The 22,551-nt window shown below is 67.5% G+C and carries 17 protein-coding genes, 1 other RNA gene and 1 pseudogene; 14 read left to right on the plus strand and 5 right to left on the minus strand.

The features are described 5' to 3' along the window. Nucleotides 1-22: 22 nt before the first annotated feature. Both MMSR116_RS32005 and MMSR116_RS32580 read right to left on the minus strand, forming a co-directional pair. Nucleotides 23-727: a formylglycine-generating enzyme family protein gene (locus MMSR116_RS32005; protein ID WP_244625504.1), complete on the minus strand. Its 705-nt coding sequence runs from the start codon at nt 725-727 to the stop codon at nt 23-25. 315 nt (nt 728-1,042) lie between these two features. Continuing rightward, nucleotides 1,043-1,810: pseudogene (locus MMSR116_RS32580) on the minus strand (caspase family protein); the annotation flags it as partial. A gap of 255 nt (nt 1,811-2,065) precedes the next feature. Between MMSR116_RS32580 and MMSR116_RS21390 the strand changes: the two are divergent. Then, nucleotides 2,066-2,962 carry a DUF4399 domain-containing protein gene (locus MMSR116_RS21390; protein ID WP_010687280.1) on the plus strand — a complete coding sequence of 299 codons (897 nt, stop codon included), beginning with the start codon at nt 2,066-2,068 and terminating at the stop codon, nt 2,960-2,962. Nucleotides 2,963-3,477: 515 nt separating this feature from the next. Here the strand turns inward: MMSR116_RS21390 and MMSR116_RS21395 are convergent. Next, nucleotides 3,478-4,002: a calcium-binding protein gene (locus tag MMSR116_RS21395; protein ID WP_158169089.1), complete on the minus strand. Its 525-nt coding sequence runs from the start codon at nt 4,000-4,002 to the stop codon at nt 3,478-3,480. 733 nt (nt 4,003-4,735) lie between these two features. Here MMSR116_RS21395 and MMSR116_RS21400 point away from each other — a divergent pair. Both MMSR116_RS21400 and MMSR116_RS21405 read left to right on the plus strand, forming a co-directional pair. Further along, the gene (locus MMSR116_RS21400) at nt 4,736-4,975 is read left to right on the plus strand and encodes a hypothetical protein (protein ID WP_010687278.1); all 240 of its coding nucleotides are present in this window, start codon (nt 4,736-4,738) and stop codon (nt 4,973-4,975) included. Between the two features lie 59 nt (nt 4,976-5,034). Then, nucleotides 5,035-5,172 carry a hypothetical protein gene (locus MMSR116_RS21405; protein ID WP_158169090.1) on the plus strand — a complete coding sequence of 46 codons (138 nt, stop codon included), beginning with the start codon at nt 5,035-5,037 and terminating at the stop codon, nt 5,170-5,172. Nucleotides 5,173-5,730: 558 nt separating this feature from the next. Here the strand turns inward: MMSR116_RS21405 and MMSR116_RS21410 are convergent. Both MMSR116_RS21410 and MMSR116_RS21415 read right to left on the minus strand, forming a co-directional pair. Then, entirely contained in the window at nt 5,731-7,503 is a 1,773-nt protein-coding gene (locus tag MMSR116_RS21410) for a type I secretion system permease/ATPase (protein WP_010687277.1), read from the minus strand. 218 nt (nt 7,504-7,721) lie between these two features. Beyond that, nucleotides 7,722-8,648, minus strand: a complete 927-nt coding sequence (locus MMSR116_RS21415; protein ID WP_158169092.1) for a hypothetical protein — start codon at nt 8,646-8,648, stop codon at nt 7,722-7,724. Nucleotides 8,649-9,022: 374 nt separating this feature from the next. Between MMSR116_RS21415 and MMSR116_RS21420 the strand changes: the two genes are divergently transcribed. The 11 genes from MMSR116_RS21420 (at nt 9,023) to MMSR116_RS21475 (ending at nt 22,541) form a co-directional block, all read left to right on the plus strand. After that, a complete protein-coding gene (locus MMSR116_RS21420) occupies nt 9,023-9,325 on the plus strand; it encodes a hypothetical protein (RefSeq protein WP_010687275.1) in 303 nt (100 codons plus the stop codon). A gap of 144 nt (nt 9,326-9,469) precedes the next feature. After that, on the plus strand, nt 9,470-10,378 hold the full coding sequence (locus tag MMSR116_RS21425; protein WP_244625506.1) for a M23 family metallopeptidase: 909 nt from the start codon (nt 9,470-9,472) through the stop codon (nt 10,376-10,378). 175 nt (nt 10,379-10,553) lie between these two features. Continuing rightward, nucleotides 10,554-11,906: an HlyD family type I secretion periplasmic adaptor subunit gene (locus tag MMSR116_RS21430; protein ID WP_010687273.1), complete on the plus strand. Its 1,353-nt coding sequence runs from the start codon at nt 10,554-10,556 to the stop codon at nt 11,904-11,906. 950 nt (nt 11,907-12,856) lie between these two features. Further along, a complete protein-coding gene (locus tag MMSR116_RS21440; protein WP_010687272.1) occupies nt 12,857-14,809 on the plus strand; it encodes an FAD-binding monooxygenase in 1,953 nt (650 codons plus the stop codon). 14 nt (nt 14,810-14,823) lie between these two features. After that, a complete protein-coding gene (locus MMSR116_RS21445) occupies nt 14,824-15,750 on the plus strand; it encodes an alpha/beta hydrolase (RefSeq protein ID WP_010687271.1) in 927 nt (308 codons plus the stop codon). Between the two features lie 627 nt (nt 15,751-16,377). Next, nucleotides 16,378-16,818 carry a VOC family protein gene (locus MMSR116_RS21450; RefSeq protein WP_010687270.1) on the plus strand — a complete coding sequence of 147 codons (441 nt, stop codon included), beginning with the start codon at nt 16,378-16,380 and terminating at the stop codon, nt 16,816-16,818. A 51-nt stretch (nt 16,819-16,869) separates the two neighbouring features. After that, nucleotides 16,870-17,268, plus strand: an RNA gene (gene rnpB, locus MMSR116_RS21455) — RNase P RNA component class A. Between the two features lie 413 nt (nt 17,269-17,681). Next, the gene (gene rsmH, locus MMSR116_RS21460) at nt 17,682-18,749 is read left to right on the plus strand and encodes a 16S rRNA (cytosine(1402)-N(4))-methyltransferase RsmH (protein ID WP_083920331.1); all 1,068 of its coding nucleotides are present in this window, start codon (nt 17,682-17,684) and stop codon (nt 18,747-18,749) included. Further along, nucleotides 18,746-19,159: a cell division protein FtsL gene (gene ftsL, locus MMSR116_RS21465; RefSeq protein ID WP_010687268.1), complete on the plus strand. Its 414-nt coding sequence runs from the start codon at nt 18,746-18,748 to the stop codon at nt 19,157-19,159. Before rsmH ends, ftsL begins: the two co-directional genes overlap by 4 nt. 6 nt (nt 19,160-19,165) lie before the next feature. After that, nucleotides 19,166-21,070 (plus strand): peptidoglycan D,D-transpeptidase FtsI family protein, encoded by a 1,905-nt coding sequence (locus tag MMSR116_RS21470; RefSeq protein ID WP_010687267.1) that lies wholly within the window; start codon nt 19,166-19,168, stop codon nt 21,068-21,070. 10 nt (nt 21,071-21,080) lie between these two features. After that, the gene (locus MMSR116_RS21475) at nt 21,081-22,541 is read left to right on the plus strand and encodes a UDP-N-acetylmuramoyl-L-alanyl-D-glutamate--2,6-diaminopimelate ligase (protein WP_010687266.1); all 1,461 of its coding nucleotides are present in this window, start codon (nt 21,081-21,083) and stop codon (nt 22,539-22,541) included. Nucleotides 22,542-22,551 lie beyond the last annotated feature (10 nt).

A 22,551-nucleotide genomic window follows, 5' to 3' on the forward strand; every position in this document is an offset into this window, starting at 1 on the left:
GGAGGGAAGCGGTCGCTCCCGGTCACGGCAGAGCGCGTACCACCCGGAACCCGTTGGCATAGTACCGGACGTCGGCATCGTACCGGAAGCGTGCCGAGGGCTTCACGTAGCTGGCCGAACTGTCGAAGGAACCGCCCCGAAGCACCCGTTGGCTGCACGTCCCGGTGAGCCAGGCCGTTCCGTCTTGCGGGGCACCGCGGTAGGAATCGTTCCAGCAATCCTCGACCCACTCGGCTGCGTTGCCCGCCATGTCGAACAGGCCGAACCCATTGGGCGCGAAGCTCGCAACGCCCGCCAGTTCCCGGCTGGCTGTCCGGCTGCAATCGCGGCAATTGGCCTTGCTCTCGCCGACCTGGCTCCCCCAGGCGAAGGCGGTGCTGGTCCCGCCGTGCGCGGCGTATTCCCATTCCGCCTCGCTCGGCAGGCGGTAGGTCCGCCGCGTCAGCGCGCTGAGCCAGGCGACATATTCCTGCGCGTCGAACCAGCTCACGTTCGTGATCGGTTGCGTGCCGGCTTGGTCGTCCGCAGTATTCGGCCGGTACTTGCAGGCCCCTGCCTCGACGCAGCTGCGCCACTCGTTGATGGTCGTCTCCCGGCGCGCGATGGCGAACGGGCGCGGGATCGTCACCCGGTGGACAGGCCGGTCGAACGGCTGCGCGCCGGCGCCCATCTCGAAGGTGCCTGCCCGCAGGATGGCGAGTTCGGGGCAGGTGTCACAGTCTCGCAAGGTCTGTCCCGCCGTCTGATTGCCTTCCTGGATCGGCGACTGGGACCGCGGCGGGGCCGGAGCGGCCGGTGGGCTCGGAACCGGCACGGCCGCTGCGGTCTGCGGGAGGACCGCCGGGGACGGTGTCGGGGATGGCGCCGCCGGCGGCGAGACTGGTTCGGGCGGCGGACGACGCGCGGCCCGCGGAGGCTCGGCCCTGCTGGTCCGGTCCGGCACGGGCGCCGGCGCGGCGTTTGTCGCCGCGACGGCGAAACGAAACTCCTCGATCAAGGACGAGGAGATCCACGGGACGCGATCCCCCTTCGAGGCGCGCGACACCCCGATCCGGGTGTGCGTGAACGCCTCTTCCGCGGTGAGGTTCGGAGCGCGCAGCTCCTTCCCGAGCTCACTCACGAACAAGCTGACGTCACTGTCCTCCTCGCGGACCACCTTTCCGGGCGGGGCCGAGAACAGGATCAAGCTCCCTTCCGGAGCGTCGACCGGCGCCAACCCCGCAGACGAGGCTCGGAAGCGGCGTTCGAATGGATTCTGCCGAGCCGCGTCGACGACCGCGATCTTCACGCGCACGCCGCGCCGGTTCAACTCGCTCAAGATCGCATCGAGGCTGATGCCATCACGACGAACTTCTGTCTCGGACCAGATCTGCGCGTTTACGGGGATCAGAAAGCTCTGGCGCTCGACCTGAATACCGTATCCGCCAAAGTAGATGAAAGCGGCCGCGCCGGCGTTCAACTTGGAGTAGAACGCGTCCAAGGTCGCCTGGACATCCTCCCGCCTCAGGTTCTCGCGCAAATCGACATCGAAATCGCTTCGACGCAACTCCTCCGCGATCAGGCGCCCGTCCTTCACGATCGTCGGCAACGATCCCTGCGCATCGGGATAGCGGCTGTTTGCGATGAGGAGGGCGAAGCGCCGTCCGGCCCCGATCGGGTTCTGAGCCTGTCCGGACCCTACCGTGAGAAGCATTACGCTCAGTGCGAGGAATGCCAGAAAGATCAGCACGCCGCATCCGCCGATGCGGTCGCGTAACCCTGCCCGGAGCGTCAGCTCTAGAGGCCTTCGAACATAGATCCGTCCTGGCATGAATGATGACCTGCACGCGACCGGCGGACGAGCGAGAACTGCAGTGTATGTAGAATTGGCCGAAGCGCAATGATCGTTGAACCCGAAGGTCCACTCATCCGTGGGATTATGTCGCCTCAATCAAGATATCAATAGGTTTCAATTGCCATTCCAGCAGCGAGGTAGTATGGATCGGGGGTCGTCCCGCTCGAATCGAAGAGACGTCGCGCTCCCTTAAGATGCGAGCTCTGATCAGTGCGTTGCGCAGGAGGCATCGTGATTGATGCGGCGAAACTCATTACGGGCGGCCTGCCTTGTGCGGCTCTCGTTCTGCTGCTGACCGCATCCGCCGCAGCGGCGCAGGAGCGCAAAAGTGGCCCGACGCCGTCACCGCCGGGGGCGGCGGTATATTTCGTGGATGTCAAGAACGGCAGCACGCTACCGCCCAAGGCGACGATCCATTTCGGCCTGCGGAACATGGGTGTGGCACCGGCAGGCTTGGACCGCCCCAACTCTGGACACCATCATCTCCTGATCGACACGCCGATGCCGGCCGCGGATCGACCGATCCCAAACGACTTCAATCACATGCATTTCGGCGCCGGACAGACTGAGGCTGAGATCGAGCTGACGCCAGGCGAGCACACGCTCCAACTGCTGCTCGCCGACAAGGACCACATCCCGCACAATCCCCCAGTGGCGTCAGAGGCCATCAAGGTCCGGGTCGTTCCCCCGGGCGCCGAGCCCGCCGCCGCCCCGGGGGGAGGAGCCGTCCAGCAGCGCCCATCACCGCCGGGAGCGCGGGCCTACTTCGTTCAGCCGCGCAACGGCGACGTCGTCGGACGCAAGACGCTCATCCGCTTCGGCCTGACCGGAATGGGTGTAGCGCCGGCGGGCTTCGACAAGGCCAATACGGGTCACCACCATCTGCTGATCGACAGCTCCCTCCACGCGCTCGACGAGCGCATCCCAAATGACTTCGAGCACCTCCATTTCGGCCTCGGACAGACGGAGGCGCTGGTCACGCTGCCACTCGGCACGCACAGTCTGCAGTTGGTTCTCGCCGACGCGGACCACGTGCCGCACAAGCCGCCCGTCATGTCCAACGTGATTCGGGTGACCGTGACGCGGACGGGACGCAAGCCGCAACCGCGACGCCACCGCAGGCGGTAGATGATCCCATGCCGAACCACTTGAACCTCCGCGGACGACGACCGCCTTTCCGATCGGCAACTCGCGGAGAGACCCGCGGACCGCAGCACCTCACCGGATCGCGCAGCCAGCCGCGTGTTTAGCGACGGCTATCGTGAGAGTTTCTCCGCGCTTGCGGAGACTATCGAGGGCCGCTCGCTGTGCGAGAAGAAGATCTATGTCAGACCAAATCTGACATTTGATGCGTAATTCGGTCGACCGGCGCATGATGTCCTCCCATCGCTTCGTGCTCTGATGGCGAGTATCGCCGCGTGCGTGGCGACCAGCTGTGAAGAAGATCACACAGCCGAGAATCAGATGGGAGCGAGCGTCGCGAACTGACCGGAAGCTCACTTTTCGCCTCGCGAACTGCCAAGAACCAACTCTTCCCAGCCAGATTGTCGCGCGACCGCCAGACGAAGGCGCGCCCCGCCAATGGAAATTGGCGGGGCGCGCTGTCTTGGACTTATGGCCGTAAGGTCTGGTCGATCACGGGGTCAGTGGAACATGCCCATGTCGGCAACGTGAGCATCGACGTGTCCACCCATGTCGTGGTGAGCCGCCATCTGCCCATGGCCATGATCTGCAGGTCCGCTGCCCCCGAACAGGTGGTCGTTACCCGACCCGCCGTGGATGGTGTCGTTGCCTTTTCCGCCGAAGATGGCGTCGTCACCCTTGCCGCCGGAGAGGTGGTCGTTGCCAGACCCGCCGTGGATGGTGTCGTTGCCCTTGCCGCCGTAGACGGTGTCGTTGCCCGCCCCGCCGGAGAGGTGGTCGTTGCCCGACCCGCCGCTGATGGTGTCGTTGCCCTTGCCACCGTAGACGGTGTCGTTGCCCGCACCACCGTAGAGGTGGTCGTTGCCAGCCCCACCGTAGATGGTGTCGTTGCCCTTGCCACCGTAGACGGTGTCGTTGCCACCGCCACCGTAGATGGTGTCGTTCCCGCCACCACCGTAGATGGTGTCGTTGCCGCTCCCACCGTAGATGATGTCGTCGCCAGAAGTGCCGAAGATCTTGGTCATGTGAGGTACTCCATTTTCTGTGAGGCTGTGCCTCGCTGCCCTGCGTCTTATCCATGGATCGCGGATATTTTTCTGCGATCTGTGAGACTTGATCTGGGGATACCCCGTCGAAGTCGTCCTTGTTTTATGATGCTGTCGTCGCGGATTCCGTGACCAAGATCACGCTGGATCGCTCGGTCGTTGATTGGACATGGTTCATGGCCGACGCGCCTGTCGCTAAAGCGGGCCCTGGCGTCATGCCCGAAGCACCATCCGGGTGAACCGCTCTCAGTGCCGCTCGGACAAGCTCTTTCCGTCATGTTGTTTGTCGGACGCCCGTTTCACGCCCAGCACGCAGTAAGGTCTCCGCGATAGAAGCCCGGCGTTCGACAGGGTATCGGGACTCCATTCGGGCCGCTATTGCGCGCGAAGTATGAATGCGTTGCCCGGTAATCTTAAAATATACTCAGCCGATACATCATCTCACCGGTAACGGCGAGGAATCGAGCAGCATGCGCTTCTCCGTTCTCCCCTAAACTTCACATGCGCGGAGGTGGATGGCCGCGCGGTCAGATCAACACAGGAGCCAGCACTGACTCGCTGTCCGGCCGAAGGCCCCTTCACTCCCGAACCGCGCCTTCACGAGGAGTCGGCTGATGGAGCGCGGCGCGCTCACGGTCGCCGGTGCCGGCAAAGTCGCGGAGCCGGCTTCCGAGCTGCAAGCGCCACCGCACGTGAGGCACGCTAATGGGTCATGAAGTTGCACGGCCTGCTGCTGCAGCGACACGGGGGCGGAGTCGCGACGCTCCGTTCCGAGGGCAAGGTGGCGGTGGCCGTGCGCAAGACGCGCGGATGCTCGGACGGGCAGGAGATGGCGGCCGAGAACGACGAACGGGTCTGGGTCGCGTCCGCGCTCGACTGCGGCAATTGCGGGGTGGTGGGCTACCCGGCGACCACGACGGGCGTCTTGTGTATTCGCTGGTACTCGATCTAACGGACGATGTTCGGCTGCCCCCTCGTGATGGTCGGCGTCCTCGAGACCACCGAGGCCGGGTGTCGCGCACCGCGACCACCCCGCGCACGGCCTCGGCTCGCGACGCCCGCCGCTTCGCCCGCGAACTCGGATTGGTGCCGAAGACGACCCCGCGCGAGAGCCCGCAGAACAACGGCATGGCCGAGGTGTTCGTATGAACTTTGAAACGCGACGACGTGCGTATCTCGGTGCCGCCGGATGACGACAGCGTATTGCGACAGCTTCCCACTTGGCCAGTGCACTATAACGACCTTCACACTCATCGTGCGTTCGGCTGTTGATTTCTGCAAGTATTCGTTGCCTGATCAATCCAGGACGTTGGCCTATCTTGAGGGGCAACAACACCCGGGACCGACTGACTCGCCCATCCTCCGCAGAGCGTGAAGGCGCGGCAGCGGGCGCGGCAGGCTCTGCAGACCCGCAGTTTCGGTCGTCTATCCGTTCTGCTGCCTCGGCGGGCTGACGGCTTCCGGTTCAAGCCAAGTCCGGATCAAAGCTTGAGATCGGCGTGGGGGCAGGCCGGCATGTCGAAGCACGGCGTTGCGTAGGGTTGTAGCTGCGACCGCTGGTCCGGAGCAGGCAGCCGCTGCGACGGCCATCTGGCGCATGCCTTCGCCAATCAGATGCGGGCGGTCGGATAATCGGAGCACCCGCTCAGTGGACTTTCCACGGTGTTCGAGTCGGATCCCGGCCTCTTCGCCGAACGCCCGACCATGTCAGGCGCTCTCCTTCACGAGGTGCATCTCCGGATGGTGCGCCGCCGGGCGACCAAAACCGGCATCGGTCCGAACGGTCTTCACCTCGCCGCTCGACGGACGCCGGATCTTGCTGAGCACTTCATCCTTGGTCCCGAAAGCCGTGACCTGGCCGCTCTCGATCGTCAGCATCACGTCGACAGCCGTCAGTGCACTCATCCGGTGGGCCACGATGATGACGATGCCGCCGCGAGCCCGGACGCTGAGAATTGCCCGGGTCAAGGCAGCGTCGCCCTCGCCGTCGAGGTTGGCATTCGGCTCATCGAGGACGAGGAGGAACGGAGAGCCGAAGAGCGCGCGAGCGAGGCCGATGCGCTGACGCTGGCCGCCCGACAGGCCCGTGCCACCATCACCCAACACCGTATCGTAGCCCTCCGGCAGATTCTCGATCAGCTGCTGGACCCCTGCCTGCCGCGCGGCCTCTTCGATCTCGGTACGGTTCGCCCCTGGCGCGAAGCGCGCGATATTCTCCGCCACCGTGCCAGCGAACAGCGAGACCTCCTGGGGAAGGTATCCGACGTGGCGTCCGAAATCTGCGGCCTGCCACTGGGAGAGCGGCACGGTATCGAGCCAGACCGTTCCTCGGGCCAGAGGCAGGATGCCGACCAGCGCTCGTATCAGGGTCGACTTGCCCGACCCGCTCGGGCCGGTGACGGCGAGCGCTTGCCCGGCCTTCAAGGTGAACCCCGCCTCCTTCACCGTCAGGCGCGTGCTGCCGGGAGGGGCCACGCTCACGCCCTCGACCTTGAGCACGTGCATCGGCGCCGGCAGGGTGGAGGCAGGCCGCGTGGCCGACGCCTTGGTCACCGTATCGGCGAGGCGGCCCCAGCTCTGCTGCGCGGCGACGACACCTTTCCAGTTCGCGATCGTCGCATCGAGCGGCGCCAGGGCGCGGCCGAGCAGGATCGACGAGGCGATGATGATGCCGGGCGAACTCTGGCCGCGGATCACCAGATAGGCGCCGAGCGCCAAGACACCCGACTGCAGCGCCATCCGGGCCGCCTTCGAGACGGCACTTGCGGCGCCCGCGACGTCGCTCATGCGCTGCTGCGCCAGGAGGTATTGGGAGTGGGCATCGTGCCACCGGGCCGCGAAGTGGCCCTGCATGCCCATCGCGATCAGGACGTCGGCGTTGCGGCAACTGGCGTCCGTCACGCTGTTCCGGCGCTGACCGTGCTCGGTCGCGACTTTCGACGGGCCGCGCGTAAGGCGGTCCGCGATCAGGGTGATCACGACGAGGAGGAGCGCGCCCGACACGGTGGCGAAGCCGATCATCGGATGAAACAGGAAGCAAATGATGAAGTAGAGCGGCATCCAGGGCAGGTCGCAGAGTGCCGTCGGTGCCGAGCCTCCGAGGAAGCCGCGCACCTGATCGAGATCCCGTAGCGGCATCTGGCCGTTGGCGAGCACCCCGCTCTCCAGCGGACCACGCACCAGCGCGTCGAAAATCCGCGGGCTCAGGCATTCATCGAGCACGGCGCCGATCCGGCTCAGGATGCGGCCCCTGAGCGCCTCAAGGGCACTCTGGAAGGCGTAGAGCATGAGAGCCAGGAGTACGAGACCGACGAGGGACGGCACAGACCGGCTTGGAAGAACACGGTCGGAAATTAGCAACATGAAGAACGAGGCTGTCAGGTACAGAATGTTGAGGAGGCCGCTGGTGACGATGAGGCTGACCAGGGCCGAGCGGCAGCTCGACAGTGCCGCGCCGAGTTCGACGGAAGCCGGTTTCATCGCACATCGTCCTTCTGCTGTATGGACTGGCCGAACAAGCCCGGCATGACTTGGGTCGCGGACTTTGAGAGTGAGCAATCGGCCCAGCCCGAATGCCAGAAACTTCGATCAACCGGGCCGGGAAATCGTAAGCAGGCTTACACAGGACGAGCTCGACGCAGGGCGGGCCGGTCTGCGGTGTCGACTGGCCAAGCTTGTCCAGGCTCGTCCCGGCGCGCTCAGGCGGCCATCGGGCACTTGGCGGCTGAACGAGACGCCTTCCGGTCCGTGCGCGGAACGAGCAACTGCTCGGGGCGCCGCCGCTTGGCCCGCTCGAACAGCGCGTAGGTGCGGTTCACGTAATTCGTGACGCCGCTGATCTCGTCGATGTAGCGCTGCACCTGCGGCGTGATTTCCGCCTCCACGAGGCGCGTCGGCTTCGAGGGATCAAGGGTGTCGAAGCGGACGTAGAACCAGGGCTGGCCGCGGCGCAGGATCAGGTTCTTCGAAGTATCATGCCACTCGAAGGCCCACATCAGGGGACGCGGCCAGATGTGGACTGGGAAGCGGCCGCTGATCAGCGTCCCTGGAAGCGGGTCGGCTTGATAGTCGAGGAACGGCGGCAGTTGGTTGATGTAGGCGACCTCGTCCGAGAGGAAGAGGTAGGGCGTGATGATCTGAAGGATCGGCCGCTTCGGATCGCGCCATTCGGCCGGGTTCACGATGCTCACCATCTGACCGATGTGCTTGGGGCGGATCGTGCTGCGGGCGCCGTCCACGTTCTCCAGGACCGGCGCACGGCCCTCCTCGAGGCTGATGCGCAGATGGAGGTCGACGGGGCACCGGATCACGATGTGACGGGCGTCGAAATCGATCGCTGCGGGGCAACCCTGGACCGACTTGGCCGAGGCGGCCCGGCCGAGGTCTCGCCGGAACGGCTCCGGGTCGTCCCAGATCATGGCCGCCTTGGTATCGGCGATGGTCCAGCCCACTTCGGTGACCCGCTTGGAAGACTGCGCCCGGAGTCTCTTCTTCAAGAATTCGAACATGACCGGTCTCCTTGAATAGGCTTCGGCGATTGCATCGCGGTGGCGGTCTCGCGTCTGCCGCGTGTCGTTGGACCGATATGAACCGCCAGTGCCGCGGCGAACTGTGATCGGGATCACGTCGGCTCCGCGGCTTTCCGGCGGTCGATATGTTTCGGCTCTGCCGGGCTGTGCCGACCAGCGGCGCCGATCCCGGCCGGCGGCCACGGCAGACGCCTCGCGCGATCCGATCGAAATGGCCGGAGCGGCTGTCGCTCCGCACAGGAGATCCAGTCTTTGCTGCGCGGGATGCCTGCGCGTGGAACCGGGCCGACCGTGACCGTCGGATGCGTTTCCCGACGCCTGTCCTCGCGCCCGACTCGGTGATGTCGCTCACAGTCCTCGGCCCGAGCGAGTGGAAGATTCAGGGCCTGAACAGGAGCAGGTGACCTGCACCTGAGGCCGCCGGATCCCCTCGGGGGCCGCGCGCCGCCACCGCACAAGGAATCCGGGCGATGGAAGTCGAAACCCTCGAACGTCCCGCGTCCCTCAAGGTCTGGCACGCCGGAGCGGCCCGCTTCCTCTCACGGCAACCGATGCAGTTCGCCAGCCTGCGCGAAGCGATCGCTGCGGCGGCCGCCGTCCTAGCCCATCCCGACCGGCAGCCCTGGATCGTCACCGCGGATGGTGACCTGCTGCCGCCGAATTGGATCAGCGGTAGCCTCAAGCGGGCCGTTTCCGCGTCCGCCGGCAGCCGCGAAGCCCGCCGCTCCTCGCCGGGCGAGGTCGCCAAGCGTCTCGGCGTCTCGCCCGGGTAGGGCAGGGCGATCCCCCTCGGCTCCCCAGAGACCATCACGTCAAACTTCCTGGAAAGTGAACCGATCATGCGAGCGTCGCGCGCCTTCGCCTGCCTCCTCGTGACGATCCTTGGGTCGACGCGAGCAGGTGCCGATCCACTTCGATTGCAGCTTCCGCTCGCCTGCGAACCGGGCCGAACCTGCTTCGTCCAGCACTACGTCGATCGCGATCCCGGTCCCTCAGCCCGCGACTACACCGGCGGTTCGCAAACCTACGATCAGCATGACGGAACGGACCTCCGCCTACCTTCATCGGCCGCCGCGGCGGGTCCGCTCGGCGCCGTGCGGGCGGCGGCCGCCGGCACCGTGCTCCGCGTCCGCAACGGCGCGCCCGACGTCTCGGTCCGCGACACCGGGATGGCGAAGGTTGCGGGCGTCGAGTGCGGAAACGGGCTCGTCATCGCGCATGCGGACGCGTACGAGACCCAGTATTGCCACCTGGCTCAGGGCAGTGTGACGGTACGGCCCGGCGAGGCCGTGACGGCCGGTCAGGTCATCGGTCATGTCGGCCTCTCCGGCGCAACGGAGTTTCCGCATCTCCATTTCACCGTTCGCCAGGCCGGTCGGCCCGTCGATCCCTTCGCGATCGAGAATTCAGCCCAGGCCGGCCGCGACGCGAGCCTCTGGGATGAGTCGGTCGGGGCGAGCCTTCGCTACCGTTCCGGAACGGTCCTCAACGCCGGCTTCTCGGACGGCCCCGTGACGATGGCTGCCGTCGAGGCCGACGCCGCCAGTCCCATCGGTGCACGCGCTGAGACCCTCGTCGCTTGGGTCCGGGCGATCAGCCTCGAGGCCGGCGACGTGCAGCGTCTCGTCGTGCGGGCTCCGGACGGACAGATCCTCGCTGAGAACCGCTTGCCGCCGCTCGCCAATCCACGCGCGCAATCCCTGGTCTTCGCCGGGAGGCGGCGTCCGACCGAGGGCTTTCGCGCGGGGACCTACGTGGCGACCTTCGAGGTCGTGCGCGGCGGCCGGGCAGTCATCATGCACCGCTTCGCCGCGACCCTCCCGTAGCGCGACGCCGGGATCGGACCCCACTCCGCTCTGTGACCTGGCTCACGGACCCGCGGCACGCACGTACGACAACATCTCCTCCAGTCGAGACCGGTCCAACCCGCCGTCCCGGTCCGCCGCACACGCGCCCATCGCGTCGGGCTGTCATGACCGCTTCACACCCAAGGGGGACAGGATGCCCACCGCCATTCCGATGCGCGTCGTACCAGAGCATACGTCACCGCCCCTCGGTCACGCGTCCCGGGCGGCGATCCGACGGCAGGTCCGCTTCACCGCCCTGTTGGTCACGACGCTCGTCGGCGGCGTCGGCGGGTGGGCAAGCTTCACGCAGATCGGCGGCGCGGTCATCGCGTCCGGAAGGCTCGTGGTCGAGAGCGACGTGAAGAAGGTCCAGCATCCGATCGGCGGGATCGTGGGCGAGCTTCGCGTGCACGAAGGCGACCACGTCAGGTCCGGCGACATCCTCGTGCGGCTCGACGAGACGCAGCCACGGGCGATCCTCGACACCGTCTTCCGCGCGATGGACGCGCTCGCGGCCAAGCGGACGCGCGAGGAGGCGGAGCGCGACGGCGACATCGCCCTCAACTTCCCTTCCGATCTCCAGGCCCGCGCCTCCTCGGACGACGCGGTCGCGCGCCTGATCGACAGCGAGACCCGCTTGTTCCTGGCGCGCGGCAAGGCGCGACAGGGTCGCAAGGCTCAGCTGCGCGAACGCATCGCTCAGCTTAGCCAGGAGATTGCCGGGATCAACGATCAGATGACCGCGAAGACGCGGGAAGTCTCCGCAGTGGACCAAGAGCTGAAAGGCATCCGCGAGCTCTGGCAGAAGAACCTGGTCCAGCTCCCGCGCCTTACCTCCCTCGAACGCGAAGCTGCGCGACTGGAGGGAGATCGCGGCCGTTTAGCCGCCTCGCTCGCGCAGACCAAGGGCAAGATCAACGAGGTCGAGCTGCAGATCATGCAGGTCGATGAGGACATGCGGAACGAGGTGAGCAGGGATCTGACTGAGATCCGGAGCAAGTGGTCGGAATACGAGGAGAAGCGGACAGCCGCCCTCGACCAACTCCGGCGAACCGATCTTCGGGCGCCGCAGGATGGCGTCGTACACCAGATGACCGTGCACACGGTGGGCGGACTCGTGACACCCAACGAACCCGCGATGCTGATCGTCCCCGAGGCGGACGAGCTCGCGGTCGAGGTCCGGGTGGAGCCAAAAGATATCGACCACGTGCAGATCGATCAGCTCGCGACCCTGCGCTTCTCGGCGCTCAATCAGCGCACGACGCCTGAGATCAGCGGGCTCGTGGATCGCGTCGCGGCCGACGTGACGCAGGATCCGAAGACGGGCTTGAGCTTCTACAAGGCGCGAATCCGGGTCTCCGACAGCGAGCGCGTGCGTCTGGGCGAGATCCGGCTCGTGCCCGGCATGCCGGTCGACGCCTTTCTCAAGACCGGTGACCGCACGGTGCTGTCCTATCTGACGAAGCCGCTGATGGATCAGATCAGCAAAGCTTGGCGAGACCGATGAGGGTCTGTCGCCCGATGGCTCGAGACGGTTCGAGACGCCAAGGAACGGGGGCCCGGCCCACCCTGGAGGAGAGCCCTGGAGGCGAGGTCCGGCAGCCCGCGCGTGCTGGCGCGAGCGGCCAGACCGCCCGTGGGAGGACCGGGCGGCGGACGCATGCCGGGCTTCGCGCTTCGGCTCGGTTGCCCGTACAGATGATCGCTGAGGCCCCTGTCGACCTCGTTAAGGCACCACTTTCAACGCTAAGGCGGGGCATCGCAGTCGTCGCCGTCGCGCCAGGATGGCGAAGCGTTGGTTTAAAGGGTTCATGCCCACGGATCGGCCGGAAGGCGCGGAGCGGCGCCGCGTCCTCTTTCTGGGAGCGACCGGGCCAATCGATCGCGAGACCGTGCGGGCGCTGGTCCGACAGGTCAACGAAGCGATCACTAGCGCGCAGCAGATTGTCGACGGGGACGTGGGTATCGAGCGAGAACTCGTAGAACAGGGCACCCTGTTCGACTTGCCGAGGTCCCATCATCTGCTTCGATCTCCGTCTCTCGACAGGAATGAAACACCTCACGAGGACCGCCGCAACACGCGAGTTTTTCAACAGAAGCGGCCAAGTCCGGGCAGGCGGGTTCGGCAATTGTGGCGGCCGTGCGGGTCCGTCTAGGCGTAAGGCAAATGCGGAAGGCGCCTGGGATCAGTTGGCTGTATTAGTCCCAAAATTAGAAACCCGTGCCGTAGCACTGCAAGCGACCTTGGGCGAGATCGCGTTTCATGCGCGCTGCGCTCAAGGCGCCGGCCGCTGTCGGACATCACAGATTGTGCGTCCCTTACATTGCAGGACACTGATCTGGAAAGGCCGTGAGACTGTCGCCCTCGCTACAACTGTGTTTAGATGAAGGTGCCGAAACGGATCCGACGCTGAAGACCGTCCAAGGCCCCCGTCAGCAGGCCGAGAATTTGCGCGGATGCAGTTCCATCTCAACGGCTACAAGTCCGGGGATCCGGCGATCGCCGAATCATCAGCGGCAGGAAAGGCTCCGCACCCGGATGGTGTCATGCCGGAACTGGTCGACGTCCTGATCGTCGGATGCGGACCAACCGGTCTCACGCTCGCTGCGCAACTGGCGGCCTTTCCCGACATCACAACCCGGATCATCGATCGGAAGCGCGGTCGCCTGCTCGTCGGCCAAGCCGACGGGATCGCCTGCAGGACAATGGAGATGTTCGAGGCCTTCGGCTTCAGCGAGCGCGTCCTCAAGGAGGCGTACTGGGTCAACGAAACCTGCTTTTGGAACCCTGACCCCAGTCAGCCGGACGTGATCACCCGCACCGGCCGCATCGTGGATACGGAGGACGGATTGTCCGAGTTCCCGCACGTCATCATGAACCAGGCGCGGGTCCACGACTTCTTCCTCACGACGATGCAGAACGCGCCGACCCGCCTGGAGCCGAGCTACGGACGCAGCTTCCTGGATTTGGCGCTCACGGACGCCGAAGCGGGCGACGGCATCGAGACACCGAGCGGCTCCGACCACCCGGTCGCCGTAAGGCTGGAACGCATCGACGCTTCGCAGACCCCAGCCATCGAGACCATACGCGCGCAGTACGTCGTCGGCTGCGATGGGGCGCACAGCGCCGTGCGTGGCGCTCTGGGCCTTACGGTGCACGGAGACTCCGCCAATCAGGCGTGGGGCGTCATGGATGTACTTGCCGTGACGACCTTTCCGGACATCCGCCTGAAGGCAGCCATCCATTCCGCCAACGAGGGCAGCCTCCTGATCATCCCGCGCGAAGGTGGCTACCTCGTGCGCATGTACATCGAGCTCGACAAGCTCGACGTGAACCGGCGCCTGGCAAGGGACGCGGTGACGGTCGATCACCTGATCGCGGCGGCGCGACGCATCCTGCACCCCTACCTGCTGGAGGTGAAGGAAGTCCCATGGTGGTCGGTCTACGAAATCGGGCAGAGGCTCTGCGAAGCCTTCGATGATGTCGGTCCCGCAGACCGTGAAGTTCGTTCGCCCCGGATCTTCATCGCTGGCGATGCCTGCCACACGCACAGCCCGAAAGCCGGTCAGGGCATGAACGTCTCGATGCAGGACGCCTTCAACCTCGGCTGGAAGCTCGCCGCCGTGATCCGCGGGCAGTGCACACCGCGGATCCTCCAGACCTACTCGACGGAGCGCCGCGCCGTCGCCCAGGAACTCATCGACTTCGACCGCGCGTTCGCCCGCATGTTCAGCGTCCCGCCCAGGCCATCCGGCGCGACGGGCGGCGACGGCGTCGATCCGGCCGAGTTCGAGAGATACTTCGTCAAGCATGGCCGTTTCACCGCCGGCACCGAGACCTGCTACCCACCGTCCCTCCTCACCGGCCAGCCGACACACCAGAACCTCGCCGAGGGCTTCACGATCGGGATGCGCTTACATTCGGCGCCGGTGATCCGGCTCGCCGACGCCAAGCCCCTCCAGCTCGGTCACACCGTCAAGGCGGATGGCCGCTGGCGCCTGTTCCTGTTCGCAGATCCGGCGCCGCCCGACGCGCAGTCCTCGCGACTGCGCGCCCTGTGCACGTACCTGGCCGAAGCGGACGACGCGCCTATCCGGCGGTTCACGCCCGCGGGCGCCGACATCGATTCCGTCATCGACGTGCGGGCGATCCTGCAGCAGGATCACCGTCAGGTGGTTCTGGGAGCAACGCCTCCGCTGCTGCGACCGTCGAAGGGGCGTTACGGCCTCGTCGACTGTGAGAAGGTCTTCTGCCCGGATCCGAAAGCCGGCGATATCTTCGCACTTCGCGGCATCCGGCGGGCGGACGGTTGCATCGTCGTCGTGCGGCCGGACCAGCACGTCGCGCATGTGCTGCCCCTCGACGCCGGCACCGAACTCGCGGCCTTCTTCGATCGCTTCATGCTGTAGAGGGCGGAACCGCAATGGGCAGCGAGATCGATGCGATCCGGGCTTTCCTGCGGGCGCAGCCAAGGCCGGCGGATCTCGCGGCGCGGCGCGCCCGGCTCGACAGCTTCGGCCGACCCGATGCGCTCCCACCCGGCCTCCGCGTTACCCCCGTCGATGCGGGCGGCGTGCCGGGTGAGTGGACACTCTGCCCAAGTGGCGATCCCGAGCGCGTCCTCGTTTTCCTTCACGGCGGCGGATACATGGCTGGGTCCCTGGCCAGTCATCGCCACGTCGTTGCGCGCGTGGGGCAGGAAGCCCGCGTCCGCACCCTGGCACTCGCCTACCGTCTCGCCCCTGAGCACCCGTTCCCCGCCGCCCTCGACGACGCGGTGGCGGGCTACCGGTTCGTGCTGAAGCAGGGGATCTCGCCCGAACGGATCGCCTTGTGCGGAGAGAGCGCGGGCGGCGGCCTCGCCGTCGCTGCCGCGTTGCGCCTGCGAGAGGCGGGCGACCCGCTGCCCGGATGTCTCTGGCTTTCCTCACCCTGGATCGACTTGGCCCTGCGCGGCAACAGCTACAGGACGAAGGCGGCGGCGGATCCCATGATCCAGCGCCTCTATCTCGCCGAACTTGCGGAGGCCTATCTGAACGGCGCGGATCCCCAGAACCCGCTGGCCTCGCCCCTCTACGCCGATCTGAAGGGCCTGCCACCGACATTGATCCAAGTCGGCTCGGACGAGACCCTCCTCGACGATGCGGTGCGTCTGGCCGGCGCGGCCGGCAGCGCGGGCGTGAGCGTCACGCTTCGCATCTGGCCCGCGATGATCCACGCTTGGCACCTGTTCTTCCCGAACCTTGCGGAGGGGCGCGCGGCTCTCGCGGAGGCCGGCAGCTTCGTGGATGGCCACCTCAAGCCGAGAAACATGCAGCGTGACATGCGAACTGACGTTGCGCCAGTATAGTCAGGCAAGCGATTTTACCCGTGCATGACGATCAGAGGATGCGCGCAACCCCGACAGACGATGGCATAAGGAGTTTGTTCGAGTTCGCTCCCAGAATTTTGAATTTGAGTAGACGAATCCAAAATGAACAGCTTTTGCGATCACGTCAGACGCTGAAAATGTCATCCCTGCATAGGGTTGTGGCCTGTCTGTCTTTTTGGCGAAGGATCGCTGAAGCGGATCAGCTGCTTTCGGCCAGCTCCGGGCGCGTGGTTCCGGTCCTGCCGCCACGAAAGAAGGCCAGCTCTGCGGTGCAGATATCGGCACATATACGAGACCACTTGCCTTCCTCCTGATCAGCCCACGCATGCGGCCGTCAATCGAACATGTCGTCCATCAGATGGTTAGCCAACGGGACCGACGTTTGAGATCGGCGAGACGTCCACCAGACTGTCCAATCCGACCTGGCAAGAGAGCGGCGGATGATTCGCGCCCGCTTCCGAATCCGGCCTACCTTCCACACCGCCCGGCGCTAGCTATCGCGAGGATCGATAGCCTGTGTCCGGCTCCCGCCTTGCAGGGGCGAGCGCGCCAGTTTCTTGCCAGAACCCGCAAAAAACTCACTGAAAACAACGGGATACCGCCAAAATGGAATTTCTGCACACCATGGTCCGCGTGACCGATCTCGACCGGGCGCTCGCCTTCTACGTCGACACGTTCGGCCTGAAGGAGGTCCGCCGCGTCGAGAACGACAAGGGCCGATTCACCCTCGTGTTCCTGGCCGCGCCGGGCGACGCCGAGCGCGCGGCGGCGACGAGGTCGCCGCTGATCGAACTCACCTACAACTGGGATCCGGAGACCTACACCGGCGGGCGCAACTTCGGCCACCTCGCCTATCAGGTCGACGACATCTACGCCTTCTGCGCGAAGCTGCAGGAGAAGGGCGTGACCATCAACCGGCCGCCCCGCGACGGCTACATGGCGTTCGTCAAGTCGCCGGACGGCATCTCCATCGAGATTCTCCAGAAGGGCGGCGCCAAGGAGCCACAGGAGCCCTGGACCTCCATGGAGAACACCGGCACCTGGTGACCGGCCCGCGCTCTTGACCCGGACGACGCCGCGGGCGCATCTGCGCCCGGATCAGCCGGCCGGGCGGCCGCTCCCGACGCGCGAGCGTCGGGGGAGGAAAGTCCGGGCTCCATGGAGAGACGGTGCCGGATAACGTCCGGCGGGGGTAACCCCAGGGACAGTGCCACAGAAAGCAGACCGCCCCGGACCCGTCCGGGGTCAGGGTGAAAGGGTGCGGTAAGAGCGCACCGCGGACGCGGCAACGCGGACGGCATGGCAAACCCCACCGGGAGCAAGACCGAATAGGGGCGGCGCGCCCTTCGCGAGAAGGGCAGGCCGGCTCTCCAGGCCAGTCGCCCGGGTTGGTTGCTCGAGGCGGTCGGCAACGACCGTCCCAGAGGAATGGCCGCCACGTCGGTGCGCGCGAGCGTGCCGGCCCTACAGAACCCGGCTTACAGGCCGGCTGATCCACGCCATGATAAGTCTTTTCCGGTCAGAGCCTTAGCGCCCCCCGACAGGCGCGCCGGAGCGCGCGGCGCCGGAAGATTCCAGCGCGGCGAAAACCTTCGGTTAACCTTGCCGGGGTCAGATCGGTCCGCGCGGCAGCGCCAAGCCCGTGCGTTGACGATCCTCCGAGGCCCATGATACCCGGCATCCTCCCGTCAACGGCGTGTATCGGATCGCCGGGCGCTCCCTGCCACCGTGCAGGTCCCGTCCGTGCGCGGCGTCTTGCGCGCTCCGCATCCGGTGCCGTTCCCGTCACGCGCGCCGCGCCCGCGCGGCCCGGCACAGGGCACCATGAGACGCACCAGCCGCATCCGCGCCCGCATCACCGGCGGGCGACGCCATCCCGACCCGCTGCGCACCGCGCCGACGAGGCGCGCATGAGCCGGCGCCGCCCGTCGCCCGAGCGGTCGACCCGACCCGGCACCGCCGCCGAAGCATCGACACAGCCGCATGTTCCGGTGCTCCTCGACGAGGTCGTCGAGACGCTCGGGACTGAGGGCGGTATCGCGGTCGACGGCACGTTCGGGGCCGGTGGCTACACCCGGGCGCTCCTGGCGGCAGACCCGGCGCTGGAGGTCGTCGCCATCGACCGCGACCCCACGGCAATTGCGGGCGGTCAGGACCTGGTCGCGGAGGCCGGCGGCCGTCTGCGGCTCCTGCCGGGCCGCTTCGGCGACCTCGACAGGCTGCTGTCCGACGCGGGCATCGCGCGGGTGGACCGGGTGGTGCTCGATATCGGCGTCTCGTCGATGCAGCTCGATGCGCCCGAGCGGGGCTTCTCGTTCCGCAACGACGGCCCCCTCGACATGCGCATGGGCGCGGACGGTCCGAGCGCCGCGGACCTCGTCAACGAGGCCGACGAGACCGTGCTCGCCGACATCATCTACCATTACGGCGAGGAGCGCCGCTCGCGCGCGGTGGCGCGGACCATCCACGAGGCCCGCCGCCGGGGACGGATCGAGACCACCGCGCAGCTCGCCGACTTGGTCGCCGGCGTCGTGCGGGCGGAGCCCGGCAGCCACATCCACCCGGCGACGCGGACCTTCCAGGGCCTGCGCATCGCCGTCAACGACGAGCTCGGCGAACTGGTGCGCGCCCTGCACGCGGCCGAGCGCGTGCTCGCGCCCGGCGGCCGGCTCGCGGTCGTGACGTTCCACTCGCTGGAGGATCGGATCGTCAAGCAGTTCTTCGCCGCGCGGAGCGGCCGGTCGGCGCAGGGCTCGCGCCACCTGCCCGGCGCCGCGGCCGAGGCGGTCCGCAGCTTCCGCCCCGTCACCAAGGGTCCCGTCCTGCCGGGCGAGGCCGAGACCGCGCGCAACCCGCGTGCCCGCTCGGCCAAGCTGAGGGCGGCGGAACGCACCGAATCCGACGTGCCGGAACCGCTGGCGGCGCTCACCGTCCTGGCGAGCCTGCCGGATGCCGCCCGCGGGGGCCAGCGCCGATGATCCGCCTCCTGAACCTCCTGGCGGTCGCCGGCCTCGTGGCCTCGGCGATCTACGCCTACTCGATCAAGTACGACACGCTCTATCAGGGCGCCCAGGTGTCGAAGCTGAAGACCGCGCTCCACGCCGAGCGGCAGGCGATTGCGGTGCTGCGCGCCGAGTGGCAGCTCCTCACCCGGCCCGACCGCCTCCAGGCGGCCGTCGACAAGCACCTCGCGCTGGAGCCGATCGGCACAAGCCATTTGGCGCGCCTCTCGGACCTGCCCGCCCGGCCCGAGCGCGGCGACGAGATCGGCCGGCTGCTCGCCGCCACGGCGACGCCCAAGGACAAGGGTTCGATCGAGCCGCGCACCACCGGCGCGATCACCCGCACCGTCACCACGACCCGCACCCCGACGACGGCTTCGAGGTAGTCGCCCGTGTCCGAAGATGTCGACCTGACCCTAGACGCGACCGCCGCGGCGGAGCCGGCCGAGGCCGGCGTGTCGGAGCACGAGGCCGCGATCCTGGAGGCCGCCGCGCGGGCGCATGCCGCGACCGCGCCGCGCCCCATCGAGGAGGTGGCCCTCGAACCGGTGTCGCGGGCCGACCGCGCCAAGGCGTTCGTGCGCAGCATGTTCCGCCTGGCCATCGAGCGCTCGCACATGCGCGTCGCCCTGGTCGGGCTGGTCTTCGTCGGCGTGTTCGGGACGATCTCGGCCAAGCTCCTCATGATGGCGATCTTCGGGGATCCGCCGAGCCAGGAGCACCGGGTCGCGGCCGCCTCCTCGACCGCCTTCCGGCCCGACATCGTCGACCGCAACGGCGAGATCCTGGCGACCGACATCCGCACGGTCTCGGTCTTCGCCGAGCCCGGCAACATCTACGACAAGGACGAGGCGGTGGAACTGCTCACCGCGGTCCTGCCGGAACTCAACGCCACGGAGCTGCGCGCCAAGCTGGCGTCCCGCAAGGGCCGGAGCGGCGCGGGCTTCGTCTGGGTGAAGCGCGAACTGACCCCGAAGCAGCAGGCCGAGGTCCACCGGCTCGGCATCCCGGGCATCGGCTTCCTGCCCGACCACAAGCGGGTCTACCCGAATGGCACCGCCGCCGCCCACATCCTGGGCGCGACCAACCTCGACGGCGTCGGCATCGCCGGGATGGAGAAGTACATCGACTCCACCGGCCTGCAGGCGCTCAACAGCTTCGGGCTGGTCAACAAGCAGGCCGACCTCAAGCCGGTGCAGCTGTCGATCGACCTGCGCGCGCAGTTCGCCGTGCGCGACGAGCTGGCCTGGGGCATCGACCACTTCAAGGCCAAGGCCGGCGCCTCGATGATCCTCGACGTGAAGACCGGCGAGGTGATCGCGCTCGTCTCGATGCCGGACTTCGATCCGAACGATCCGAAGGACGCGCTCTCGCCGGACCGGATCAACCGGATGAATGTCGGCGTCTACGAGATGGGCTCGACCTTCAAGGCGATGACGCTGGCGATGGCGCTCGATTCCGGCAAGTACAACGTCAACTCGACCTTCGACACCCGCGGCGGCGTTCTGAACTGGGGCCGCCAGAAGATCCACGAGTATCACGGCACCAACCGCGTCATCACCATGCCGGAGGTGTTCACCCACTCGTCCAACATCGGCTCGGCCAAGATGGCGCTCGGTGTCGGCGTCACCGGGCACAAGGCCTTCCTCAAGAAGATGGGCCTGCTCGACCGGCTGCGCACGGAGCTGCCGGAGAGCGCGGCGCCGATCGTCCCGTCCCGCTGGACGGAGATCAACACCATCACCATCGCGTTCGGCCACGGCATCGCGGTGGCGCCGATCCAGGCGGCGGCGGCGGTGGCGGCCATCGCCAACGGCGGCGACCTGATCACCCCGACATTCCTCAAAGCGAACCCGGACGACAAGGCCCGGTCCACCCATGTCCTGTCGGCGCAGACCTCCGAGGCGATGCGCTACATCATGCGCCTGAACGCCTCCGAGGGCTCGGCCAAGAAGGCGGCGATCCCGTACTACTTCGTGGGCGGCAAGACCGGCACGGCCGAGAAGGTCATCGGCGGCCGCTACATCCACAACCGCCTGTTCACGACCTTCATGGCGGCGGCGCCGATGAACGATCCGAAGTACCTGTTCGTCACCATCATGGACGAGCCGCAGGGCCTGCCGGAATCGGGCGGCTACGCCACGGCGGCCTGGAACTCCGGCGTGGTCACCGGCAAGGTGATCGAGCGGGTGGCGCCGATCCTCGGCCTGCCGCCGCAATTCGAGCCGCCGACGAGGCCGTTCCCCCAGATGGTCAAGCTGAACGCCTACCACATCAACCAGCTCGGCGGCCCGTGAGGTTGGAGGCATGAGCGCCCGTCTCGCCGACCTGTTCCCCGAGGCCGCCGGCCCGGTATCAGACCTCAGGGTCTCGGACCTCACGGCCGACAGCCGGCAGGTCGCCACCGGGACCGTGTTCGTCGCCGTGCCGGGCACGAAGGCCGACGGGCGCCGCTTCGCCGCGCAGGCGGCGCAGCGCGGCGCCGCGGCGGTGGCCGGGGAGGGGGCGCGGCCCGCCGACCTGCCCGAGACCGTCGCCTGGATCCCGGTCGCCGATGCGCGCCGATCCCTGGCGCTCGCGGCGGCCCGCCTCGCGGGGGCGCAGCCCGGGACCGTCGTGGCGGTGACCGGGACCGCCGGCAAGAGTTCGGTCGCCGACTTCGTGCGCCAGATCCTGGCGCGCCTCGGCCGCGACGCGGCGAGTCTGGGCACCGTCGGGATCGTCACCAACCGCGGTGCCCAGTACGGCTCGCTGACGACCCCCGACCCGGTGACGCTGCACCGGACGCTGGCGCGCCTCGCCGCCGAGGGGATCACCGACCTCGCCATGGAGGCGTCCTCGCACGGGATCGAGCAGCGCCGGCTCGACGGCGTGCGCCTCGACGCCGCGGGCTTCACCAATCTCGGCCGGGATCACCTCGATTATCACGCGAGCCTCGAGGAGTATCTCGCGGCCAAGCTTCGACTTTTCACGGATCTGCTGCCCGCCGGATGCCCGGCGATCGTCAACGCCGACGGCGCCTATGCCGACCGCGTGATCGCCGCGGCCGAGGGCGCGGGACGGCCCGTGCGCACGGTGGGCCGCGGCGGCCGGGATCTGCACGTCGAATCCGTCCGGACCGAAGGTTTCGCGCAGGGCGTCCGCGTCATGTTCGAGGGCCGCGCCCGGGATCTGCGCCTGCCCCTCGTCGGCGAGTTCCAGGTCGAGAACGCGCTGGTGGCCGCAGGCCTCGCGCTGGCTACGCCAGCGGGTGCCGCCGATCCCGACGGTGTCTTCGCGGCCCTCGACCACTTGACCGGCGTGCCGGGCCGGATGGAGCGGATCGGCGAGGCGCGGGGCGGGCTCTGCCTCGTCGACTACGCCCACAAGCCCGAGGCGCTGGAGAGCGTGCTGACCGCGCTCCGGCCGTTCGCCTCGGGGCGGCTGGTCGTGGTCTTCGGCTGCGGCGGCGACCGCGACCGGGGCAAGCGTCCGCTGATGGGCGCGATCGCCGAGCGGCTCGCCGACCACGTCATCGTCACGGACGACAATCCCCGCACCGAGGAGCCCGCCGCCATCCGGCAGGCGATCCTGGCGGCGGCGCCGGGGGCCGAGGAGATCGGAGACCGGGAAGAAGCGATCCGCAGCGCCGTTGGCCGGCTCCGGCCCGGCGACGTGCTGGTGGTGGCCGGCAAGGGTCATGAAACCGGCCAGATCGTGGGGGATCGGACGCTGCCGTTCTCGGACCACGCGGTCCTGCGCGCCGCGATCACCGGGACCGCGGCCTGACGGCGACAGG

The sequence above is a fragment of the Methylobacterium mesophilicum SR1.6/6 genome (assembly GCF_000364445.2).
Lineage (GTDB): Bacteria > Pseudomonadota > Alphaproteobacteria > Rhizobiales > Beijerinckiaceae > Methylobacterium > Methylobacterium mesophilicum_A.

Bases quoted from the DNA above. Each gene is read 5' to 3' on its own strand.
- rsmH (WP_083920331.1), top strand. From the start codon at position 17,682: ATGAGCCGGCGCCGCCCGTCGCCCGAGCGGTCGACCCGACCCGGCACC.
- MMSR116_RS21440 (WP_010687272.1), top strand. From the start codon at position 12,857: ATGCAGTTCCATCTCAACGGCTACAAGTCCGGGGATCCGGCGATCGCC.
- MMSR116_RS21475 (WP_010687266.1), top strand. From the start codon at position 21,081: ATGAGCGCCCGTCTCGCCGACCTGTTCCCCGAGGCCGCCGGCCCGGTA.
- MMSR116_RS21420 (WP_010687275.1), top strand. From the start codon at position 9,023: ATGGAAGTCGAAACCCTCGAACGTCCCGCGTCCCTCAAGGTCTGGCAC.
- MMSR116_RS21430 (WP_010687273.1), top strand. From the start codon at position 10,554: ATGCCCACCGCCATTCCGATGCGCGTCGTACCAGAGCATACGTCACCG.
- ftsL (WP_010687268.1), top strand. From the start codon at position 18,746: ATGATCCGCCTCCTGAACCTCCTGGCGGTCGCCGGCCTCGTGGCCTCG.
- MMSR116_RS21450 (WP_010687270.1), top strand. From the start codon at position 16,378: ATGGAATTTCTGCACACCATGGTCCGCGTGACCGATCTCGACCGGGCG.
- MMSR116_RS21445 (WP_010687271.1), top strand. From the start codon at position 14,824: ATGGGCAGCGAGATCGATGCGATCCGGGCTTTCCTGCGGGCGCAGCCA.
- MMSR116_RS21410 (WP_010687277.1), bottom strand. From the start codon at position 7,503: ATGAAACCGGCTTCCGTCGAACTCGGCGCGGCACTGTCGAGCTGCCGC.
- MMSR116_RS21400 (WP_010687278.1), top strand. From the start codon at position 4,736: ATGAAGTTGCACGGCCTGCTGCTGCAGCGACACGGGGGCGGAGTCGCG.
- MMSR116_RS21395 (WP_158169089.1), bottom strand. From the start codon at position 4,002: ATGACCAAGATCTTCGGCACTTCTGGCGACGACATCATCTACGGTGGG.